This is a genomic window from Vibrio algivorus (assembly GCF_030161215.1).
Taxonomy (GTDB): domain Bacteria; phylum Pseudomonadota; class Gammaproteobacteria; order Enterobacterales; family Vibrionaceae; genus Vibrio; species Vibrio algivorus.
The window spans coordinates 493262-513336 of sequence record NZ_BSPV01000003.1; the positions used below are offsets into that span (position 1 = coordinate 493262).

The 20075-nt window shown below is 38.4% G+C and carries 20 protein-coding genes; 7 read left to right on the plus strand and 13 right to left on the minus strand.

Annotated elements, in window-relative coordinates:
• Positions 1-6: 6 nt before the first annotated feature.
• The 8 genes from QQJ93_RS03870 to QQJ93_RS03905 all read right to left on the minus strand — a co-directional run bounded on the left by QQJ93_RS03870 (position 7) and on the right by QQJ93_RS03905 (position 7313).
• Positions 7-822 (minus strand): MurR/RpiR family transcriptional regulator, encoded by an 816-nt coding sequence (locus QQJ93_RS03870; protein ID WP_089124178.1) that lies wholly within the window; start codon positions 820-822, stop codon positions 7-9.
• 4 nt (positions 823-826) lie between these two features.
• Complete coding sequence (locus QQJ93_RS03875; protein WP_089124179.1) at positions 827-1555, minus strand: amino acid ABC transporter ATP-binding protein; 729 nt, start codon at positions 1553-1555, stop codon at positions 827-829.
• Entirely contained in the window at positions 1542-2192 is a 651-nt protein-coding gene (locus tag QQJ93_RS03880; protein ID WP_089124180.1) for an amino acid ABC transporter permease, read from the minus strand. Before QQJ93_RS03880 ends, QQJ93_RS03875 begins: the two co-directional genes overlap by 14 nt.
• 9 nt (positions 2193-2201) lie before the next feature.
• Positions 2202-2870 carry an amino acid ABC transporter permease gene (locus tag QQJ93_RS03885; RefSeq protein WP_089124181.1) on the minus strand — a complete coding sequence of 223 codons (669 nt, stop codon included), beginning with the start codon at positions 2868-2870 and terminating at the stop codon, positions 2202-2204.
• A gap of 16 nt (positions 2871-2886) precedes the next feature.
• Positions 2887-3678 carry a transporter substrate-binding domain-containing protein gene (locus tag QQJ93_RS03890; protein ID WP_089124182.1) on the minus strand — a complete coding sequence of 264 codons (792 nt, stop codon included), beginning with the start codon at positions 3676-3678 and terminating at the stop codon, positions 2887-2889.
• 494 nt (positions 3679-4172) lie between these two features.
• A complete protein-coding gene (locus QQJ93_RS03895; protein ID WP_089124183.1) occupies positions 4173-5201 on the minus strand; it encodes a zinc-binding alcohol dehydrogenase family protein in 1029 nt (342 codons plus the stop codon).
• A gap of 216 nt (positions 5202-5417) precedes the next feature.
• Positions 5418-6596, minus strand: coding sequence for an MFS transporter (locus tag QQJ93_RS03900; RefSeq protein ID WP_089124184.1), 1179 nt, complete (start codon positions 6594-6596; stop codon positions 5418-5420).
• Positions 6597-6644: 48 nt separating this feature from the next.
• Positions 6645-7313 (minus strand): SDR family oxidoreductase, encoded by a 669-nt coding sequence (locus tag QQJ93_RS03905; RefSeq protein ID WP_089124185.1) that lies wholly within the window; start codon positions 7311-7313, stop codon positions 6645-6647.
• Between the two features lie 122 nt (positions 7314-7435).
• Between QQJ93_RS03905 and QQJ93_RS03910 the strand changes: the two genes are divergently transcribed.
• Positions 7436-8362, plus strand: coding sequence for a LysR family transcriptional regulator (locus QQJ93_RS03910; protein ID WP_089124186.1), 927 nt, complete (start codon positions 7436-7438; stop codon positions 8360-8362).
• A gap of 108 nt (positions 8363-8470) precedes the next feature.
• Here the strand turns inward: QQJ93_RS03910 and QQJ93_RS03915 are convergent, their stop codons facing one another.
• A complete protein-coding gene (locus QQJ93_RS03915; protein ID WP_089124187.1) occupies positions 8471-9367 on the minus strand; it encodes a LysR family transcriptional regulator in 897 nt (298 codons plus the stop codon).
• A gap of 104 nt (positions 9368-9471) precedes the next feature.
• On the opposite strand from QQJ93_RS03915, the gene QQJ93_RS03920 reads away from it, so the two are divergent.
• From QQJ93_RS03920 to QQJ93_RS03940, 5 genes are all read left to right on the plus strand, one after another.
• Positions 9472-10581, plus strand: coding sequence for an oxidoreductase (locus QQJ93_RS03920; protein ID WP_089124188.1), 1110 nt, complete (start codon positions 9472-9474; stop codon positions 10579-10581).
• 27 nt (positions 10582-10608) lie between these two features.
• Positions 10609-11010, plus strand: a complete 402-nt coding sequence (locus QQJ93_RS03925) for a RidA family protein (protein ID WP_089124189.1) — start codon at positions 10609-10611, stop codon at positions 11008-11010.
• Positions 11011-11014: 4 nt separating this feature from the next.
• Positions 11015-11902 (plus strand): PhzF family isomerase, encoded by an 888-nt coding sequence (locus QQJ93_RS03930; protein ID WP_089124190.1) that lies wholly within the window; start codon positions 11015-11017, stop codon positions 11900-11902.
• Positions 11903-11987: 85 nt separating this feature from the next.
• Positions 11988-13043 carry an HlyD family secretion protein gene (locus QQJ93_RS03935; protein WP_089124191.1) on the plus strand — a complete coding sequence of 352 codons (1056 nt, stop codon included), beginning with the start codon at positions 11988-11990 and terminating at the stop codon, positions 13041-13043.
• 8 nt (positions 13044-13051) lie between these two features.
• Positions 13052-14083 carry a hypothetical protein gene (locus QQJ93_RS03940; protein ID WP_089124192.1) on the plus strand — a complete coding sequence of 344 codons (1032 nt, stop codon included), beginning with the start codon at positions 13052-13054 and terminating at the stop codon, positions 14081-14083.
• Here QQJ93_RS03940 and QQJ93_RS03945 read toward each other — a convergent pair.
• Positions 14056-14955 carry a LysR family transcriptional regulator gene (locus tag QQJ93_RS03945; protein WP_089124193.1) on the minus strand — a complete coding sequence of 300 codons (900 nt, stop codon included), beginning with the start codon at positions 14953-14955 and terminating at the stop codon, positions 14056-14058. The genes QQJ93_RS03940 and QQJ93_RS03945 overlap by 28 nt on opposite strands.
• A gap of 195 nt (positions 14956-15150) precedes the next feature.
• Positions 15151-15732 (minus strand): TetR/AcrR family transcriptional regulator, encoded by a 582-nt coding sequence (locus tag QQJ93_RS03950; RefSeq protein WP_089124194.1) that lies wholly within the window; start codon positions 15730-15732, stop codon positions 15151-15153.
• A gap of 112 nt (positions 15733-15844) precedes the next feature.
• Between QQJ93_RS03950 and QQJ93_RS03955 the strand changes: the two genes are divergently transcribed.
• On the plus strand, positions 15845-16387 hold the full coding sequence (locus QQJ93_RS03955; RefSeq protein WP_089124195.1) for a carboxymuconolactone decarboxylase family protein: 543 nt from the start codon (positions 15845-15847) through the stop codon (positions 16385-16387).
• A 299-nt stretch (positions 16388-16686) separates the two neighbouring features.
• On the opposite strand, the gene QQJ93_RS03960 is transcribed toward QQJ93_RS03955, so the two are convergent.
• Together QQJ93_RS03960 and malT are read right to left on the minus strand one after the other, a co-directional pair.
• Positions 16687-17058 (minus strand): hypothetical protein, encoded by a 372-nt coding sequence (locus tag QQJ93_RS03960; protein WP_089124196.1) that lies wholly within the window; start codon positions 17056-17058, stop codon positions 16687-16689.
• A gap of 147 nt (positions 17059-17205) precedes the next feature.
• On the minus strand, positions 17206-19926 hold the full coding sequence (gene malT / locus QQJ93_RS03965; protein WP_089124197.1) for an HTH-type transcriptional regulator MalT: 2721 nt from the start codon (positions 19924-19926) through the stop codon (positions 17206-17208).
• Positions 19927-20075: the final 149 nt, after the last annotated feature.

Sequence of the window (20075 nt, forward strand, 5' to 3'; positions counted from 1 at the left end):
CTCTATCTATTCTAATTCGTCTAACTCTCTATATAGATTCGACACGAGAACACTTTGTGTATTTGCCTGTTGCCCTAAATACCGGTAAATGTGGTTACTTAGAAAGGATACAATAGCCATTGGGGTTGAATAGCTGTCTAGAGGTTCTTGAGTATTCATGGGGCATAGCAGAAAGTAACGGCATTGTTGGGCATATTTTTGCCCTGATTGGTCTGAAATCAATAAATGATTATAGGGCTTTAGGTAGGAAAGAAGGCTATTAAAGCTTTTCGTGCGACGCCTAATACCAAATAAAATGATGAAGTCGTCTTCTGTGATATCAACGAGCTCTTCACTTACAGTCTGGCCGGCGACAGGTACAACAATGACATTGTTTCTGCATTGCAGCAGTTGTTGTCTAAAATGTAAGGCAACAGGATAGTTATTTCTATAACCTACGATAACGACCTTTCTGGCTTTGGCTATGCCTTCAACGATGTTGGTTATATCGAGCTCTTCGAGTTGTTCATTGAGTTTATAGAGCGCAGCAATATCGGCTTGTAAGATATTGCTGATCTCTGATTGAATGATCATTGGAACGCCTTGCTCTCTGACATTCAATAATTCATTTCTCAGCTCTTGATGGTTTTCATACCCCAGCTTTCTTACGAAGCGGCTTACGGTTGCTTTTGAAACCTCACAATATTGAGCAATTTCATTCGTAGACTGAATGAGTAGTTGCTCTGGGTTCGATTGAATATAATCTGCAACCTTTGTGTGCCCACTACTGAAATCGCCATAAGCTTCTTGAATTTTAAGCTTTAAGTTTATATAACGTTCCATAGGTTTATAACACGGCAGATAAGAAGTTTTGTAATTCAGATGTCTGCGGGCTAGCGAATATTTTTTTACTATCGCCCATTTCCCACACTTTACCTTGATTCATAAACACGACTTTATCACCGACATCACGTGCAAAATTCATTTCATGAGTTACAAGAATAAGCGTCATTCCTTCTTTTTTTAGTTGCTCTAGGACTTTGAGAACTTCACCCACAAGCTCAGGATCGAGCGCAGAGGTAATTTCATCGCATAATAAAACCTTAGGTGACATTGCCAGCGAACGAGCAATAGCCACTCGCTGTTGCTGTCCCCCTGATAAGCTGGTCGGGAAAGCATCAAATTTGTCCCCGAGCCCTACTTTTTGCAGTAGTCCTTGCGCAGTCAATTTGGCATCTTTATCTGATTTATTTAATACTAACTTTTGTGCCAGCATGACATTTTCGCCAACTGTCATATGAGGGAAAAGGTTAAAGTTTTGAAACACCATACCCACACTACGACTAAGTTCTCGGAGCTTGTGTTCGTCATTTTCAACTGCCTGACTATCGACAATAATCGCACCTTCTTGAAACTCTTCGAGCCCATTAATGCACCTTAAAAGTGTACTTTTTCCAGACCCACTTCGCCCAATGATAGAGATCACCTCACCTGGCTCAATTTTTAAATCCACACCTTTTAAAACATGGTTGTCGCCATAAAATTTATGGACTTTATCAATACTAACGAGAGGCATAATTTTTTGACTCCAAGTGACGAGCAAATAAAGAAAGAGGGAAACAAATAACAAAGTATAAAATTGCAACCATGGCGAAAACTTTAAATGGTTGAAAGGTTGCATTGTTTAGCATGGTGCCAGCTTTGGTGAGTTCGACAAATCCAATAATGGAAGCTAGCGCGGTTCCTTTTACGATTTGGACAGAAAAGCCAACGGTGGATGGAATAGCCATCCGCCATGCTTGAGGCACAATGACGTAGCGCATGGTTTGGGTATAAGTTAATCCAATAGTTCGACAGGCCTCCCATTGTCCTTTTGGTAGTGACTCAATACACCCTCTCCATATGTCATGAAGGAATGCGGCACTAAAGAGTGTTAAAGATAAAATAGCTGCGGTCCATGCACTGACTTCGATACCAATCAGTGATAAGCCAAAAAAAGCTAAAAACATTTGCATTAATAATGGTGTACCTTGGAATATTTCGACATAAATATTAATTATCCAGTTAAACATTGGGCGTTTTAATGAACGAATAAAAGTTAATGTAGCCCCTAGTAATCCACCTAAAAGAAAAGCCAAAAGAGATAACAATAGTGTCCATCGAGCGGCAAACAATAAGTTTCTTAATATGTCCCAGTCAGTAAATGAAGTCATAGTCAGTCCTTATGATAATGCTGGATTTTTAAACATAATGCGTTTTAGTCCATAGAAAACTTGGCGCATGGCTATGGATAAAAAGAGATAAATAGTTGCTGTTAATATGTAGGATTCAAAACTTAAAAAGCTTCTAGATTGTACAAAGTTGGCAGCAAAGGTTAGGTCTTCCACTGAAATCTGCGACAGTACAGCGGAGCCCAACATTACAATAATGCACTGACTAACAATTGCGCTATAAACCTTTTGAAAGGCTGGTGGTAGCACGATACGAATGAATATTTGTCGTTTTGTTAGGCCGAGTGTTCTTCCAGCTTCCCATTGGCCCTTTGGGGTTGCTTGAATGCCTGAACGAATAATTTCAGCACTATAGGCGCCGAGGTTGATCACCATTGCAATAACCCCAGCTTGCCATGCCGATAGCTTGATCCCTAAAGTCGGTAGCCCAAAGAAGATAAAAAAGAGTTGCACAATAAAAGGCGTATTCCTGATCACTTCAATGTAGCTTGCAGCAAACCCTGACAGTAGTTTTGTCTTGCTTGTTCTTGCTGTCGCTAAACTTGTACCGAGTAATAACCCTAAACACGTGGATAAAACGGTTATTTCGATAGTAGTTAACATTCCAGAGAAAAACTCAGGTAAATATGGCCATAAACTTTGGAAATCAAGCTGATACATGAAACCTCCTAATTCGTTACATTAATTCCACTGGGAAGGAGGCTTTTAACCATTTTTGAGAGAGGGTTTCGAACTCGCCATCAGTTTTAGCTTTAGCAATGATCTGATTAATCTGCTGAACAAAATCCTTTTCGCCTTTTTTAACACCAATGTAGCAAGGTGAATTTTTTAGCATGAATTTGGTTTCAGGCGCTTTGTCTGGATAACGAGTTGCGATTTCAGTGATGACTAAGTTACCTGTAGCGATTAATGAAACTTGACCTGATAGATAAGCAGATAATGTCGCATTGTTGTCTTCAAAACGCTTGATGGTGACATCTGAACCTACAATTTTAGATAGTTCAATATCTTCAACCGAGCCGCGTGTTACACCGACGGTTTTACTTTTTAGCTCTTCGGCTGATTTTACTTCTTCACCTGAAGCACCGAATACACCAAGGAAAAATGGCGCATAAGCATCTGTGAAATCAATGGCTTTTTCTCGCTCAGGGTTTTTACCTAGGCTTGAAATGACAAGATCGACTTTATCTGTTTGTAGGTAAGGAATGCGGTTTGCACTAGTCACGGGAATGAGTTTTAGCTTTACGTCCAAGGCTTCTGCTAGATATTGCGCCGTATCAATATCGTACCCTTGTGGTTTTAGGTCTGTACCAACGGATCCAAAAGGAGGGAAGTCTTGTGGTACTGCCACAATCAATTCACCACGTTTTTTGATATCACTGAGCTTGTCTGCATGAGCAAACATAGACATTAAAGAAAAGAGAGTTGCCAATAAGGCTAAAGTGAGTTTGTTTGAAATGAGTTTCATGTTGGTCTTCCTTAATCAATGTGAAACGAATGATTCACCTGTAATATTAAAAGCAACAATTGTGCCATCATGAAAATGAATGAGGTTTAAGGTTAGTATTGAGGTATGACGTGACGTGGTGTGTTATTTTTGGTGCAGTTTGTATAATACTGGTGCAATTTAGATGTTTCAGAGTACATAAAAAATGCTAGTGAGACGATATCGGTACGTTGACAATATTAGAAGGTAATAGAGTGGGCTTAGTTATTTTTAAATATGGTGTAGCCTTATAGTCATTTCGAATCAATCTCAATTAGAACAAAGGTTGTATGTAAGAATGAATCAATAATTTTGTTTGAGGCGTTCAGAGGAAACCTGCGAATAGCCCCCGATATATCCTAGTGTATCGGGGACTTTTTATCTGGGCTTTAAGGCCTTAATTCATGCATATTAGTTAAGTATGGCTTCGGTCTTTTGAAGAGTGTTAATATCAAACAACGTTGTCACATATTTAATTACTCTTCAAAATCAATAGCAACTTTACCTATCATGGTTCCGCTTTCTACTAGAGCATGTCCTTCTTTTAATGTATCGGCGCTGAATCCATAAATTTCTTTCGTCAGCGTTGAAACAAGTCGACCTGAATCCACTAAGTTTGCTACCTGTTTCAAAATATCACCTTGCTTATACATATCCTCAGTTTTATAAATCGAACGGGTAAACATCAACTCCCAAATAAATCCAACTGATTTACCTTGTAGTTTACTTAAATCAACTCCACCATCGAATTCTACAATTGATGAAATCATTCCTTGGGGAGCGATAAGTTCCACCATAGAGTCCCAATGACCTAGAGTATCAGCAGTATTAAAAATATAATCGACGGTATCAAAACCTAGCTCTCTTACAGAGTGAATCAAGTTATGGTGGTCTGCTACATAATCAGCCCCCATTTGTTTGATCCACTCCTGACTTTCAGGACGTGAGCCAGTTGCAATTATTGTTAGGTTCGTCAATTGCTTTGCTAATTGAATGCTGATGGAACCAACCCCACCAGCTCCACCTATTATTAGTAGAGTTTTACGTTCATCTGGGGTTATTTTTAGACGATTAAACATCGCCTCCCACCCCGTTAAAGAAGTTAATGGAAGTACAGCTGATTCTGCATCCGTTAAACGTTTCGGGGCGAGAGCTACTATACGAGAGTCTACAGCATGGTACTCTGAATTTGTTCCCGGCCGAGTAACATCACCAGCATAAAACACGCGATCACCAACTTGAAAATTCGTTGCATTACTTCCAACGGCTACCACTACACCAACAGCATCAAAACCAAGAACTCGAGGTTGCTCAAGTGTTTTATCTGCAGCGGCTCTCATTCGAATTTTTGTATCTGCGGGATTAATTGAAACCGCTGAGATTTTAACTAACAGATCAAACTCGTTTAATTGTGGTAAAGCCATTTCAAATTCAAAAAGACTTGTAGGGTCTTGGATAAGTTTAGATTCTTTAAAACCAATTGCCTTCATATTATCGATATTCATTAGTAGGTTCCTTCTATAATTTCTGCATCATTATGATCAATGAATTTTGTGGTTTTATTGTAAGAGGTTAGCTTTAATGTGAAAAATAATTCACAAACCAGAGTGTCGATTATTCTGACAATCCCTCCTTGGTTATCAATTTATTTAAGTTAGTCATTAATAAATATTGAAAGTAAAATAACCGTTCCTAACTTTGTCTGTTTCTTTAATTATTTTTTAGCTTGGGACTAATACAGATTGTTTATTTTCTTTTTTATTCATCTTGGTTATGAATAGTAATCCTATTAAAGGGACGATAATGGCAGCGTAAGGGATCATTGCTCCTCCCATTTTACTATCAAGAATAACGCCCCCTAAGAAACCACCAAAAGCATTTGCTAAGTTAAACGCAGAGATATTGACCGTTGCTGCTAACTCTTGAGCTTTACCACCGTAATTCATCACTCGAAGTTGCATAGTCGGCACATTCGCGAAAGAGGCGATCCCAAACAAAAAAGCGCTGATTAAAAATAAGGTTTTGCTTTCTATGGTCCAACCAACCAAAATTAGTGACATGATCATAGCGGTGGCCCAGAATATTGATGCTTTTTGTAAGTTCTTGTCTGAGGATTGTCCTCCTAAGCTATTACCTGCAATTAATCCAATACCAATAATCACAAAGATCCATGTCATCGAACTTTCACTAAAACCTGTTATATGTATAGCGATAGGCGCAATATAACCATATAGCGTCATGAACCCAGACCAAGTGAAAATAGTGATAGCTAGGCTAATAAGCAACATAGGGTTTTTGAAGGCAGCTAATTGCTCTTTCACATTCTTACTTTCGCTAATCTCCCGCGATTGAATAGCAAAAAAGATAAAGAATAAGGATATGACCCCTAATGCCGCGACAGCTAAAAATGTAGTGTGCCAATCATATTGAATCCCGATCCAGGTACCGATAGGGATACCTAAAACGTTCGCTAGAGTTAACCCAGCAAACATTTGTCCAACTGCACGCCCTGCCATTTTTTTAGACACTAAGTTTGTTGCGACGACAGCACCGATACCATAAAAAGGACCTTGGACTAAACCTGTAACAACACGGCTAATCATAAGAATAGGGTAGTTGGGTGACAAGGCAGACAGTATGTTCCCGATGATAAACAAGACCATTAAACTTGCTAATACCGTTCTTTTTTTAAATTGTGCTAAATAAATGGTCAGTAACGGACCACCAAACACAATGGCAAGTGCATAAGCACTAATTAAGTAGCCAGCTTGCCCCTCGGTAATAGATAAAGATTGAGCAACTTGAGGTAATATACCGGCAATAACAAATTCGGCTGTTCCAATAGCAAATGCTGATAGAGTTAATATCCACACTTGGATAGGCATTTTTTCTTTATTCATAGATCCTTCTTATGCACCGTTTAATTAAAATGATTACGTGTGATGGGGTTACCCCAATAGAGCACCGCCTTCAACATCAAGAACGGAACCTGTCATATAGGTATTTTGAATCGCAAACAGATAAGCCATGGCAATATCACTAGCTTCACCAACTTTTCCAGCAGGGAGGTTATTCTGTGCTTGTTCATACATGGCATCTCTATCGGTAGCACTCATGCTTTTATATGCTTCAGTTTTCGTTAAACCTGGGCTAACTACATTGACACGGATGGGGGCTAATTCTTTTGCTAGCACTTTTGTGGTTGCTTCAATAGCCGCATTGATAGCCGTTTTTACATAGGTGTTAGCGACAACTTTTCGCGATAACACCCCTGATGTCAGCGTCATTGAACCACTTGGTTTAATATATTGCGCCGCATGTTTGGCAACATTAATTGCTCCCCAGAATTTGGTATCAAAAGCCGCTTTTGCTTGTGCTAGTTCAACATCTTGGACCTTCCCTGATGGTGCATATGAACCTGCTGTCATGATTAAATGATCAAAGTTGCCAATAGATTCGAAATAACGACGCACAGAATGTTCATCAGACACATCTAATCCAGTTTGACGGCTCGCAACATGCACTTGATGCCCTTCTGTTTTTAGTTGTTGGGCCAATTCAGCACCAATGCCGGATGTTCCTCCAACGATTACATATAAAGTTTTATCTTTAGCCATGATTTATCTCTCAAATAAGTTACGATGAAATAATTATATTAGTTAGAGAGATATTGATAATTGGTTAATAACTGAATTCATTATTCAGATAAGCCAAATAATAGTGCTCAAAAGAGGGATAAATGGACAAGTTTGCTGATATGACACTCTTCGTGAGTATTGTTAAAAATCAAGGTCTTGCTGCTGCGGGGAGAGAATTAGGCCTTTCTGCTGCGACGGTCACATCTCGCTTACAAGCATTGGAAGATCGGTATAGAGTTAAACTGCTTAATCGAAATACGCGCCATATATCATTAACTGATTCTGGCGCCCTTTATCATCAGGCATGTCTAGAGATCATTGAAAATGTGAGAAAAACTGAATCTCTATTACAAACAGGAACGAAAGAAATTCGTGGTTCTTTAAAAATCTCAGCGCCTCGAGATATCGGAAAACAATATATTTCTCCCATCATTTCAGCCTTCACGAAACGCTACCCTGATGTCGTTCCTTATTTATACTTAGATGATAATTTATCTAACCTTACAGAATCAGGGTTAGATATCGTTATTCGTTATGGAGAACTCGCGGATAGTCGCTTAATTTCTCGTAAGCTTGCATCAAGTCGAAGAGTGTTATGCGCATCTCCTGATTATCTTCTAAAAAAAGGAACACCTACTTGTCCTCAAGATTTGCTTGAACACGATTGCCTCTCCATGATCCGTAGTAATGAGGAATTAAAAACATGGCATTTTGAAGATAAAAAACATCATAGATCAATCACTATTGTACCTCAGCGTTTTTCTGATGATGGTGAGGTGATAAGGCAGTGGGCGATACAAGGCGCAGGGATCGCGCTGAAATCAGAATTAGATGTGAGAGAAGACATTAAGCAAGAACGATTAGTTATGATCATGAACGATTATATGACAAATTTTAATGCCTTCACATCAAGCGCAAATGCAGATTTAAATGTCCTCTATTTAAGCAGGCACCATCAGCCTAAAAGGATTCGTTTATTTTTAGACTTTCTCATTGAGCATTTTTCTACGTATATTAGTTCCGATTAGGTAAGTGATGCTCACTTGGATAAGCGTGTTAACTTGAAGCGTTTAACATGAATGGATTTGTCTATGTTAGGGTAGGTTGTGCTTAGATATTTATCGCCAACACCGCCATTACAAATGGGCCTGGACATATTCAATAAAGTGAGTGATTAGAGCGGATTCTGCACGTCGCTGTGTATAAACCGCATAGAAGTTTGAACTCTTTGGTCGATACTTTGGTAATACTTCACTCACAATCCCTTGCTCTAAGTCATTAGCAATTAAGTAGCGAGGTAATAGTGCGATGCCAAGTCCTTGCTTCATTGCAGAATAAATAGCTTGTTTATGACTAAACGAAAGTTCTCCAGCCACTTTTACGGTTAATTCTTTTTCATTATCTAACAATATCCATTGCTCATAGCGTGAATAGTTTGTACATCGAGTGAGCAACTGATGCATCTGTAGATCGCTTGGATGAACGAGGGGTGGGGATTGCAAAAGGTAAGTTTTTGTCGCACATAAAACCATTTCATCTTTAGCAATAAAACGGGCTATATAAGGTTCATTATTTAACTCTGTGCTACGAAATGCGACATGGATATTTTCTCTTTGTAGATCGGATGTGAAGTTACTGAAATCGACAATTAAACGAACTTGGGGATGAGTTGCTCGAAACTTAAGCAAGATAGGTGTCAACATTATTTCACCCCATAATGTAGGGGCGGTAATGCGCAACTCTCCGCAGAGAGAATGCCGGCGACTATGTAACCCATCAACTAATTGTTCGTGTAGAGTGATCATCTGCTCAGCATGATGGTAGGTTAATTCACCTGCATCGGTGAGATGGAGTTTTCGAGTTGTACGTTTGAGTAATACTACGCCTAAATTCTGTTCTAAATACTTGAGATCTTTTGATGCTTTACTGGGAGTGATCCCTAAGTGGTCAGCCGCAAGAGTGAAAGATTCAAATTGAACAATACTGACCAATAAACGCATTAAATAAAGATTATCTAGCTTATTTTGACTCATCATTATGTCCTGTCAGGCATTAAAGTGTTTCCAATTTATTCGATTATAACTTATCTGGTTTTAACTATGATGTGGTAAACCTCATTAATTGGACTGAAAGACATATGCTTAAAAAAATAAATGATGATTTTTACTTTAGGCAGGCCGATGTACGATTAAAAAACAGAGTGATATTGGCTCCTCTCACACATAATATGAGCTCAGAAACAGGAGATCCTAGTCAAGCTGAACTTGATTGGCTCGCTCGCTGTATTCGTGGAGGATTTGGGTTAGTTATCACGGCAGCTACTCAGGTCTTATCTGGCGGTCGCTGTTGGCTAGGACAGCCAGCTTTGGTGACACCTTTTCAACAAAATGCCTTCTCTACTTTAGCTAAAACGGCAAATGAAAATAATGCACTAGTATTAGTTCAGCTTCACCATGGTGGACTAAGAGCGGCCTCTGATCTTAATGATGGTGCTGCTCCTGTCGGGCCAAGTGAGGTACAACCAGGAGGGCGCTATGATCTTGGTGTAACAGAGCTTAAAGACAAAGATATCTATGAACTAATAGAAGCCTTTGTCCGATCCGCACAACGGGCTTATGACGCAGGTTTGCATGGTGTTGAGTTACATGCTGCACATAATTTTTTACTGTGTAATTTTCTCAATCCTACACTGAATAAGCGAACAGATCAGTGGGGAGGAAGCGTAAAAAGTAGATCTCGATTTTTAATTGAAATCATTAGAGGTATTCGAGCTCGGTTACCTCGTCAGTTTTTAGTTGGAGTTCGACTCTCACCAGAAAGTTATGCCAATATTGTTGGAATAAAGCTTGATAATCAGTTAGCAGTTACTCGTTTATTAGCAAATGAGGAGATTGATTATGTGCATTTTTCCATGGGTGATACTTTTAAGTCCGCTAAAGATAAGCCAAACTCTGATTTGCTGACGGAGCTGAGCAAAGCCGTACCAGAGCATATCCCCTTAATGGTTGCTGGAAACATCCATGATGGAATAGATGCAGAGATAGCATTGGAAGGTGGTGCTGATTTGGTTGCCATTGGTAGCGCTGCACTAGGCAATCCTGATTGGGTAAAAAGAATCAACAATTCTACTCCTTTAGTTTGTCCACCTTATACAAAGCATTGGATGATAGTTCAAGGCTTCACGTCACAAGGTCTTGATTATTTGATGAGTCATCCAAGTTTGATTGAGCCGGTGGATGTAGAATGATACCAGAATCAATATGGAGACTTAAGAATGAAACTGATTAACACGACTGGCTCTAAAGAACCAAATGGGCATTACAGTCAAGCAAGTATGATTGGTAATACCTTATATGTATCAGCTCAACTTCCTGAACCTATATTGTCTCCAAGGCATAATGATATAGAGCAAGAAGTAGGGAGACAAACGCGATCAGTTTTAACTAATATCCTCGCGATCACTCAGGCTGCTGGCGGCACATTGAATGATATTGCTTTGGTTCGTTTTTACTCTACTGATATAAAATATTGGCCAATGATAGACCGAGCCTTTGCAGACTTTATGGGTGATCATCTGCCAGCTAGGGCTGTGATATGCATTGCTGCGATTAAACAAGATTTCCTTGTGATGGCAGAAGCTATTTCTGAGATCCCTTTATCAACAATTAAGGATTAGAACCATGGTTACTGTTTATGTTGTCGATGCTTTTACCACAGAACCGAATACCGGTAATAGAGCTGGGGTGGTTTTAGATGCCGATCACCTTACTACTCAAGATATGCAAAATATTGCTGCATTTGCAGGTTATTCAGAAACTGCCTTTGTTTTATCCCCGACAGATCAAAGCCATGATATTCATGTGCGATATTTTACTCCAACAAATGAGGTCCCGATATGCGGACATGCAACCATTGCGACTCATTTTTTACGCGCAAGTTTAGGGAGTAAATCAGATTACCCGCTGATTGCCAAAACAGGAGCGGGTAATTTATCTGTGTCAATTTCAGACAGTAAAGAAGGGTTAATGGTGTCAATGGTTCAAGGACGAGTCGAATTTCAACCTCCTTTTACTCCACAGCAACGGGATGAGCTTGCCATCGCTTTAGGTATTAAGGCTAATGATTTTGCTAACTTACCAATACAGATCGCCACAACTGGTCATTCCAAGGTTATGATACCAATGTTGAGTCGAAAGACACTTGATGGACTCACCCCTAATAAAGAGAAATTGAAAGCGATCAGTGCCGAGATTGATTGTAATGGTTTTTTTCCATTCGTATTAGAAGGAAGCAAGCAGACCCCGATCACTTTTGGCCGCATGTTCGCACCGGCAATTGGCATTGATGAAGATCCTGTGACAGGAAATGCAAATGGTCCTGCTGGTGCTTACCTTGTTCATCATAATTTAATTGAATGTGAGCCAGAAGTGCATTATTGGGGGCATCAAGGCCTAGCCATAAATAAACCTGGGAGAGTTTTGGTGTCTGTTAATAAGGTGAATTCAATCTTAAAGGTCAGTATTGCAGGGCAAGCAGTTTTAATTGGAAAGAGAGAGACGATTTCATAAATGACATTGTGAATTCCATAGGTGGAATATATTTATCTGAATTACCTAGCTATAATAATTCTATCGGGTTATTTGAGGGGGTGATATGTTGATAAAAAGGCTAACAAATTTTTCTTTTAAGATTGTTTTTTCTTGTTTGTTTCTAGTGGCTGTTTTATTGATTGTTTCAGATATTTGGGCTCCCTTCACAACGGATGCTACGATTCAAAAGAGAATTTCAAATGTCACTTCCCAAGTTAATGGCATCGTTCAAAATGTTTATGTCAGTAATGGCGAACAGGTTAATAAAGGGGATGTGTTATTTTCTATCGAAGATCAAGATTACATTAGCCTTCTTGCTTCATCTAAAGCTGATTATATTATTACACAACAAAATATAGAGTCATTAAATGCACAACTACAATCAGATAAAGCGAACTTAAAGATACAGCATGCTGAATATAATAAAGTCTTGCATCATTTTAAGCGTTTTAAAAAATTATTTAATGCTCATCAGATCAGTGAAGATGATTTTGAACAATCCAAAACAGATAGTGAACTGGCTCTCGCTCAAATAGAATTGGCAGAAGCAAACCTTCAAAAAACACAAGCATCATTGGGGGAAAATAAAAGTAATGGGCAATATTTACAAGCGAAAGCGAACCTAGAACGAGCTCAGCTAAATCTAGAAAGAACAAAAGTTAAAGCAAAGCAAGCCGGTATTGTCACTAATTTACAACTTTCAACTGGTGATTATGTTTCAAATAACACAAGCCCTTTATTACTCGTTGATAATCAGCATGGATGGTTAATTGCAAACTTTAATGAAAAAGGCATCAAAGCCCTTTCTCATTCCCAAAAAGTCTTGGTTGTTTATGATGCCTTTCCTGGTCAAGTATTTGAACATCGCATAGATAGTATTGACTATGCTGTCGATACTGGGGTTGGGATAATAGGCAAAGCTTCAACAACTAATACCAGTGAACGATGGATACGAAAACCTCAATCTTTTCCTGCGCGTATTAATATTGGCAACGAAAGTCACGATCTCATTGCAGGCTCAAAAGCAACTGTCATGGTGGTCTCAGAAGATAATATTTTTTGGCGTAGTTTCAGTCAATTAGTTATGCATACAATCTCATTATTGCGTTATATATACTAAGGATAATTATGTGGTTGTCTTCTGAAAAACAAGTTTTTTATCGAGCGACTTTGCTTTTTAGTTTAAGTGTATTATTTGCTCTGATTTTCAATATATCTACACCTGTGTGGAGTGTATTGATTGTGACTCCTATAGTTACGATGAGTAAGTTTAAGTTAGATAGAATTCTTATTAGCATTATTAAACAAATAGCTTGTTTAACTGCAGGTATGATTATAGCTGAAATATTTTATCATCAATTCTTTATGATGTGGCTAGTCAGTGCCTTATTTGTATACTTTATGATATCTCGTGCCAAGTATCATGAAAATAGTTTTATATTGATGGCTCTATTTTTCTTTTTCTCCTTTGGGTTAGTAAAAACAACAGAAGGGATACCAGTTGAAAATACTATTTATAGTATGGTTCAAATCACTTTCTATGTTGTCCCCTTAGCTTGGTTTTTATTTACTATTTTTCCGGAGAATAAAACCATAGCGTTATTGGATATTGAAAAACCAAAAACACTGACCCCTATTACACAGTTTCAGTGCATCATTGTAACAATGATCATTTCAATAGTTAATTTGGTGTTTATGTTAGTAACATTAGAAAGTGCTATTTTTTGTATCGTTGTTATCAATGCTGCTCTATTAACATTCAACTTGAGTAAATTAAAACAACATATTGGTCTTATTATACCGATTCAAGTTGGGGGGTGTATTATCGGATTGATAATGAATGCTATGTTATTAGGACAAGGAACCAATATCTTATGGACTTCTTTAGTTATAGTAACCTTCTCCTTTTTGTTTATCTATGCACATTTCAATCCAAAGTATAAATTCAAGTCTATTTACAGTTATGAGATTTCATTATTAAGAGCTACATTTATACCGTTTACTCTCTACTCTGAAAGTCATGGATTCAATCCTGAAAGTTATCTTCATCGCTCTTATGATATGTTGGTTACTTTGATTTTTTTAACTATTTTATGGAAAGTAGGGCAATACTTTGCAAGTAGTCCTAAATATCAACGATTAGTAAATAAAGAAGTTTGATTTTGGTATAAGAAATCAATAAATGTGCGCACTATGAGTGTTAAATTATCTCTAGTTCTATAAACGGTATTGATACTAATGCTATCCTTAATTTCCCATTCGGGAAGTAACTGTATCATTTGACCAGAAGCTAATTCACTCGAAATATAATTTCTTGGCAATAAAGCAATGCCTTTATTATTGATAACTAAGCTTTTTATCATATTGAAGTTTTTTATCAAAAACCGAGGCTGAGGATAAGTAACTAAATGTTCTTTACCTGTTTCTTTGCTTATTAATGTAAAAGAGTAAGGCTTGGTTGCTGAGATGAAAGGTAATGTTTGGAGATCTAATGGTGATGTTAGGTTTTCTTGATTGTTAAAAGCTGCTGAACTAACAAGAACGAGCTCTAAATCTGTTAAATGTCTAGAAATTAAAACTTTACTTGCTGTGTTTTCAATAATAAAAGCAATATCAGCATGATCGTTGATATTAAATTGTTCCGAATATATGAGTAACTCAATATTAATTAAAGGGTATATGTCACTAAATTTATCTATAATTTCATTCAAAAAAGTATCATACAAAAACTGAGGTAATGAAATTCTAATACAACCTTGTACACTCCCAAAAGAAAGTAAAATGCTTTCTAAACTTCTATCTATATCTTTAAACTGAGGGCTTAGAGTATTAAAGTAAATAACGCCTTCATTGGTTAAGGTGAGTTCTCTTCTATTTCGATTAAACAAGCTAATACCTAACGACTTTTCAAGAGTATAAATTCTTCTACTTAATGTCGGTGATGGGATATCTAAAAGCTCTGATACTGACTTTAGTGTTCCTTTTTCAGCTACTTTGCAAAATAGGTATAAATCATCAAAATGAATAGACATAACATTATTTTATTAACCATAGAATATATTGATAATCCTAACACATTATCATCTTGCTCTAACTGGATAATTCATACTCGGTTATACTAATTTGTAACGTTATCTTTAAGCCATTACCCTGAACGCTTAATTCAGAGAAGAAGCTTGGATGATAACTAAGTTAAAAGATGTCAAGGTATGTTGAAAATGGTTGATCTATTTATCCATAAAGCCTTTCATCATGGTGCAGATGAGAGCTCTTAATGTGTCGTCATCACTACGGTGAGAATAAGCGCGAATACCAGTTAATTGGATTTGAAATAGTTGAGCTAAATGTAATGGATCTTGGTTGGTGACTTCGCCTGTTTTAATCGCTCCCTCAAACTTCAACATCAGATATTTTTCAAAATCATTGGAAAGAGTTCTGGTGAGTGAACGTAATCGCTCAAAGCCATCGACAAATTCACTTGAAGACTTAATTAACATACACACTTCACTAGGATTAGAGCATCGCTGATTAATGACAATATCGACAACAAATGCTTCTAAACCATCTAGAAACTTTTCATGCTTTTCTAAATGAGATTCAAATTGAACTTGTAGATTAGCAACATACATTTCTAAGGCTTCACAATACAAACCTTCTTTCGATCCAAAACTGGCATAAATACTACCAGGTCGAAGATTCGTACAATCTTGAAGATCACGAGTAGAAGTTGCATGAAATCCTTTTTTCCAAAAGAGATCCGATGCAGCTTTTACCACCTCATCACGTTTAAACTTTTTTATATTCGCCATGGTTGAAATATTTAATTTTGAATGATTGCTCAATTTTATATTGAACGATCGCTCAAAATCAACTAGTATGAAGTTTCTTAATCATCGAAAGAACAAATGAAGGAGAATAACCATGGCAGATTTCACTCTTTATACTGCAGAGAATGCACCTGAAGGCGCTAAGCCACTTATCGGTAATTCAATCAAGGCGTTTGGAATGTTACCTAACCTACACGCGGTGATGGCAGAGTCTCCTTCGCTATTGAAAGCTTATCAAGATGTTCATGAGTTGTTTCAACAAACATCCTTCGACGCCGAAGAGCTAACTGTTGTATGGCAAACCATTAATGTGGAACATGAGTGTCATTATTGTGTGCCAGCACATAGCGCGATTGCCGCTTCAATGAATGTTGATTCTGAGCTTGTCGATGCTTTAGTGAATAAAAAGCCTATTGCAAATGAGAAGTTAGAAATATTGAGAGAGACGACACTTCAAATGGTTCGCCAGCGTGGTGTGATTGAAGATAATCAGGTTCAAAAGTTTTTCTCAGTCGGCTACGGAAAACAACAATTGCTAGAAATTGTGCTTGGAATCTCTCAAAAAGTGATGAGTAACTACACCAATCATTTAGCTAACACGCCGATAGATGAACCATTTAAAAAATTTAGTAAGTAATCTCAAATTGAAATAACTAGAGTCACTCAACATCGATTTTTTCGCGCCTAACAGCGTTAAAATCAACGCATTAAAACCGGCTTCAGATGCTTCTGAGGCCGGTTTTATATTAAGTGTTATGAAGTACGACTGCGGTAGAAGCAGACCAAACTAGAACGGTGAATTGTTTGAAGCGTGGATTCATTGTGGCTATTATGAATCGAGTGTGGCGTTGTGAGAGTACTGACACTTGATCAGGCTCGAAGTGGGGTGATCTCTATGTATTCTTTTTGCTGCTTTTATGGCTAATAACACGATTTTCAATCTCTTCTAAATCCCCGATATTGTGTTTGAAAATAGCTTTCCAATTCAACCGATTCACTTAAATCAATATGGTTATCTTTTAACGCTAACATTAAAGCATGGTCATAATGTTGTGCGGTGGTGCAATAGGAGACATTACGATCGGCACCTTGATTCAGTGCTTGCTGACAGGCTTGATTAAATAAGTATTGGTGTTGTTTGAGCGGGATAATGGCTTTACGTTGTGTGGTGCTATCATCAATTTTCCATATTACTCCAAGCGTGAGAATGGCAGTGAGCAACAGGAATAGATAACGTTCATTCGGGCTGAGAGTGAACGTTGGTTTTGGTTTATTGTGATGCGACTTATTGGGTAAAAATGTGGCCATGAGATCATCCTTAATCAGGTGGCTTTGTACCCTTCGTACTTGTAGCTGTCGCTTTGTTGACGGCGTTTATTCGCCTCAATCACTTGTCGCCTCGCTGCAACTTCAATTACTTTGAGTATACATCTTTATAGCACGAGATAGTGTTTATTAATGGGCTGTAAACCCCATTAATTGAATTAAGTGCTCAGCCGTTTTAATGGCATGTTGCCGGTTATCTAATCCCATTTTTTGATAGAGATTACGAATATGGGTTTTGATCGTAGTGGGCGCAACATCAAATTCGGCAGCAATTTGATCGTTACTTAGCCCTGCATAAATTAAGCCTAGCACCTGCCATTCACGCTGAGTTAACGGGCTCGTTCTAATAAGCTCTGGCAAGTCTGGTAGCGTTAGCAGTTTTTGTACAAATTCTTCATCAAAATGTACCGATCGTACTCGTTCTTTATTGGTCATTAATTGTAATAGGTTTTGCGCTCGGTGCATCTCGAGTTCGGCAAGCTTTTTATCATTGATTAATGCTTTTATTAATGGGGAGACGGTTTCAGCATTGGATAAAAAGTTACCTATCATGCCGGTGCTATTGGTCAGTGATAAAGCTTCGTGAATAGATTGTTGAGCTTTTTGTGGTTGATTTTGTTTATCTGCAAGTACGGCTTCGAGCACTAAATTACGGTTTTTATCGGCTATCAGTTTTAGCTTTGAGGTTTGAGCCTGTAGGCGCGTCAAAATATCTTCTGCACGCTCTAAATCACCGACTAACAAAGTCGCACGGGCAATGTTACGCCATTGTAATTGTTGAAAGTGATTGACTGCTGAGCGGGGTTCTTCGCATGCATTTAACCATTGCTCAATTGCCGGCTGATTATGAGTAGCTTGCCAATAAAGTAGGTTAGATAGGTCAACATTTGCTCGCCAATCAATATGATAACGGTTATTGGCTTTAAGTTGATTACAGGTATCTAAATAGCGGGCGGCTTTATCTAATTCACCGCGAGAAATGGCAATTCTTGCCAGCATGGAATAACAATGTAAGGATTTAGAATCTTCAAATGGTGCCATGATTTCTAACCCTAGATGGGCACATTGCTCGGCTTCATCTAAACGATTCCAACACCATAAAATTTGCGCTTTAATTCTCAACATAAATTCATGAAGAGGTAATTGCTGCAAGTGCTGCTCTTTAATGAGCCGTTCTGCTTTATTGAGTAATTCAAAAGCAGTTTGCCCATAACCACGCGCTAGTTGAATTTCACTTTGTTGTAAAATCGCCCATAACGCTTGATGATATACACCATCTTCTCGTGCCATTACTTCGGTTTTTTGCATGGTTTCAAAGGCTTTATCAAGCTCTCCAATCACATGATAAACCTCACCAATGACTGAGGTGGCGACAATGCGACTACGGAAACTCGAATGAGGCAGTTGCTGTAATGCAAACTCGGCAGTTTCTAAGGCGAGCGCTGGATTATCTTGATTGATGGCGACTTGAGCCGATAGTGCTTTGAATTCACCAATTTGAGCATCGCTTAATTCAATATTATGCGCAGCCATCTTTTCTTCAGCTTCAAGAATTAAATCGAGCACTTGGTTATAACGATGCTGACTTTGCGCTAACCAGGCACGTAACAGACATAAACGTGGTGAGACAAAAAGTACATCGTCGCTTAAATTGTTAATTGCGGATTCTACTATTTGTAACTCACCGTGGTTGAACATATCCCAACCATGCTCCGATAAGACTTGGCTCACCAGTATTTGATCACCACTTTTTTGTGCGTGAATGAGGGCAGCTTGTGGCCTTTGCTGCTTGAGCCATGCTTTGGCAGCGTTGTAGTGTAGTTGACTACGTTGTCCTGGAATCTGGGTGTAACGCTGGTGGCGTAAAAATTCAGCAAATAAGTTATGGAAACGGAACCAGTTATCTGCCCCTTCCATTGGATGAAGAAATAATCCAAAGCGATTGAGTGAATCCAACATTGCAAGTGCATCATCTCTGCCGGTTAATTCGGTAATCAATTCTGCGTTGAACATATCCAGTACAGAACACTGTAGCAAGAAGGTTTGCAATTCTGGTGTTAATTGATCAAACACTTCTTCGGCTAAGTAGTCCCAAATATGATCTTGGTTGAAATTGGCAATAGAGACCGCGGAATTTTCTAACGTGCCGGGGAATTGCTGAGCATGTAGTGCAATCAATTGTAATGCTGATGCCCAACCTTCAACTTGAGTTCGTATCGTTTCTAATATATCGGCTTGATAGCGATTATCAGTAATGCGTTTATGGAAGAAGCGCTCAGTTTCTTCTTTATCAAACGCCAGTAAAGCATTATCGACTTCGATTAATAAATCACGCACTCGTAAGTTAGCAGTGTTGAGTGGCGGATGAGTTCGACTTGTCACGACTAGGGTAATGTTGTCGGGCATGTGTTTTAAGAAAAAACGCAAACCTTCATGGATCTCATCATTGGTAATTAAATGATAATCATCGAGTACGAGATAAGTTTGTGTGTCGTTAAAGCCAAATTCTGCAAATAGTTCGCTAAATAAACTGGTTAAGCTGGCAAATTGACGACGTTCTGCCAGTGCTTGAGTATTTGGGCAGGCATCATTGGTGGCTTTATTGAATGCTTGTAGAAAGTAGTTAGCAAAGCGAAAGGCGTCATTGTCACTTTCATCAATATTAAACCAACCTAGGTTTGGGTGATTGTTTAACCATTGTGCTGCCATGGTGGTTTTGCCGTAACCGGCGGGGGAACGAAACAACACTAATTTATAGAAAGGTGCATGGGCTAAAGCCTCTAGTAGGCGAGAGCGCAAAATAGCATTGTGTAGTCGGGCTGGTCGATTGAGTTTGGAAGGTATCCACATAGCAGCGATGAGTCTCTGAAAAATAGTCTTAAAATAGGTAAGTTTTTTTGTTATCTAGCTCATGTTTTTATCAATTTTAATTTTAATAATAAGCCGATATTTCGCTTTAACATACCATGCGATCTGCAAGATGATGTGATCTGACTCAG

Excerpts from the sequence above, each read along its gene's own strand:
- QQJ93_RS03870 (WP_089124178.1), bottom strand. The coding sequence starts at position 822 with ATGGAACGTTATATAAACTTAAAGCTTAAAATTCAAGAAGCTTATGGC.
- QQJ93_RS03875 (WP_089124179.1), bottom strand. The coding sequence starts at position 1,555 with ATGCCTCTCGTTAGTATTGATAAAGTCCATAAATTTTATGGCGACAAC.
- QQJ93_RS03880 (WP_089124180.1), bottom strand. The coding sequence starts at position 2,192 with ATGACTTCATTTACTGACTGGGACATATTAAGAAACTTATTGTTTGCC.
- QQJ93_RS03885 (WP_089124181.1), bottom strand. The coding sequence starts at position 2,870 with ATGTATCAGCTTGATTTCCAAAGTTTATGGCCATATTTACCTGAGTTT.
- QQJ93_RS03890 (WP_089124182.1), bottom strand. The coding sequence starts at position 3,678 with ATGAAACTCATTTCAAACAAACTCACTTTAGCCTTATTGGCAACTCTC.
- QQJ93_RS03895 (WP_089124183.1), bottom strand. The coding sequence starts at position 5,201 with ATGAATATCGATAATATGAAGGCAATTGGTTTTAAAGAATCTAAACTT.
- QQJ93_RS03900 (WP_089124184.1), bottom strand. The coding sequence starts at position 6,596 with ATGAATAAAGAAAAAATGCCTATCCAAGTGTGGATATTAACTCTATCA.
- QQJ93_RS03905 (WP_089124185.1), bottom strand. The coding sequence starts at position 7,313 with ATGGCTAAAGATAAAACTTTATATGTAATCGTTGGAGGAACATCCGGC.
- QQJ93_RS03910 (WP_089124186.1), top strand. The coding sequence starts at position 7,436 with ATGGACAAGTTTGCTGATATGACACTCTTCGTGAGTATTGTTAAAAAT.
- QQJ93_RS03915 (WP_089124187.1), bottom strand. The coding sequence starts at position 9,367 with ATGAGTCAAAATAAGCTAGATAATCTTTATTTAATGCGTTTATTGGTC.
- QQJ93_RS03920 (WP_089124188.1), top strand. The coding sequence starts at position 9,472 with ATGCTTAAAAAAATAAATGATGATTTTTACTTTAGGCAGGCCGATGTA.
- QQJ93_RS03925 (WP_089124189.1), top strand. The coding sequence starts at position 10,609 with ATGAAACTGATTAACACGACTGGCTCTAAAGAACCAAATGGGCATTAC.
- QQJ93_RS03930 (WP_089124190.1), top strand. The coding sequence starts at position 11,015 with ATGGTTACTGTTTATGTTGTCGATGCTTTTACCACAGAACCGAATACC.
- QQJ93_RS03935 (WP_089124191.1), top strand. The coding sequence starts at position 11,988 with ATGTTGATAAAAAGGCTAACAAATTTTTCTTTTAAGATTGTTTTTTCT.
- QQJ93_RS03940 (WP_089124192.1), top strand. The coding sequence starts at position 13,052 with ATGTGGTTGTCTTCTGAAAAACAAGTTTTTTATCGAGCGACTTTGCTT.
- QQJ93_RS03945 (WP_089124193.1), bottom strand. The coding sequence starts at position 14,955 with ATGTCTATTCATTTTGATGATTTATACCTATTTTGCAAAGTAGCTGAA.
- QQJ93_RS03950 (WP_089124194.1), bottom strand. The coding sequence starts at position 15,732 with ATGGCGAATATAAAAAAGTTTAAACGTGATGAGGTGGTAAAAGCTGCA.
- QQJ93_RS03955 (WP_089124195.1), top strand. The coding sequence starts at position 15,845 with ATGGCAGATTTCACTCTTTATACTGCAGAGAATGCACCTGAAGGCGCT.
- QQJ93_RS03960 (WP_089124196.1), bottom strand. The coding sequence starts at position 17,058 with ATGGCCACATTTTTACCCAATAAGTCGCATCACAATAAACCAAAACCA.
- malT (WP_089124197.1), bottom strand. The coding sequence starts at position 19,926 with ATGTGGATACCTTCCAAACTCAATCGACCAGCCCGACTACACAATGCT.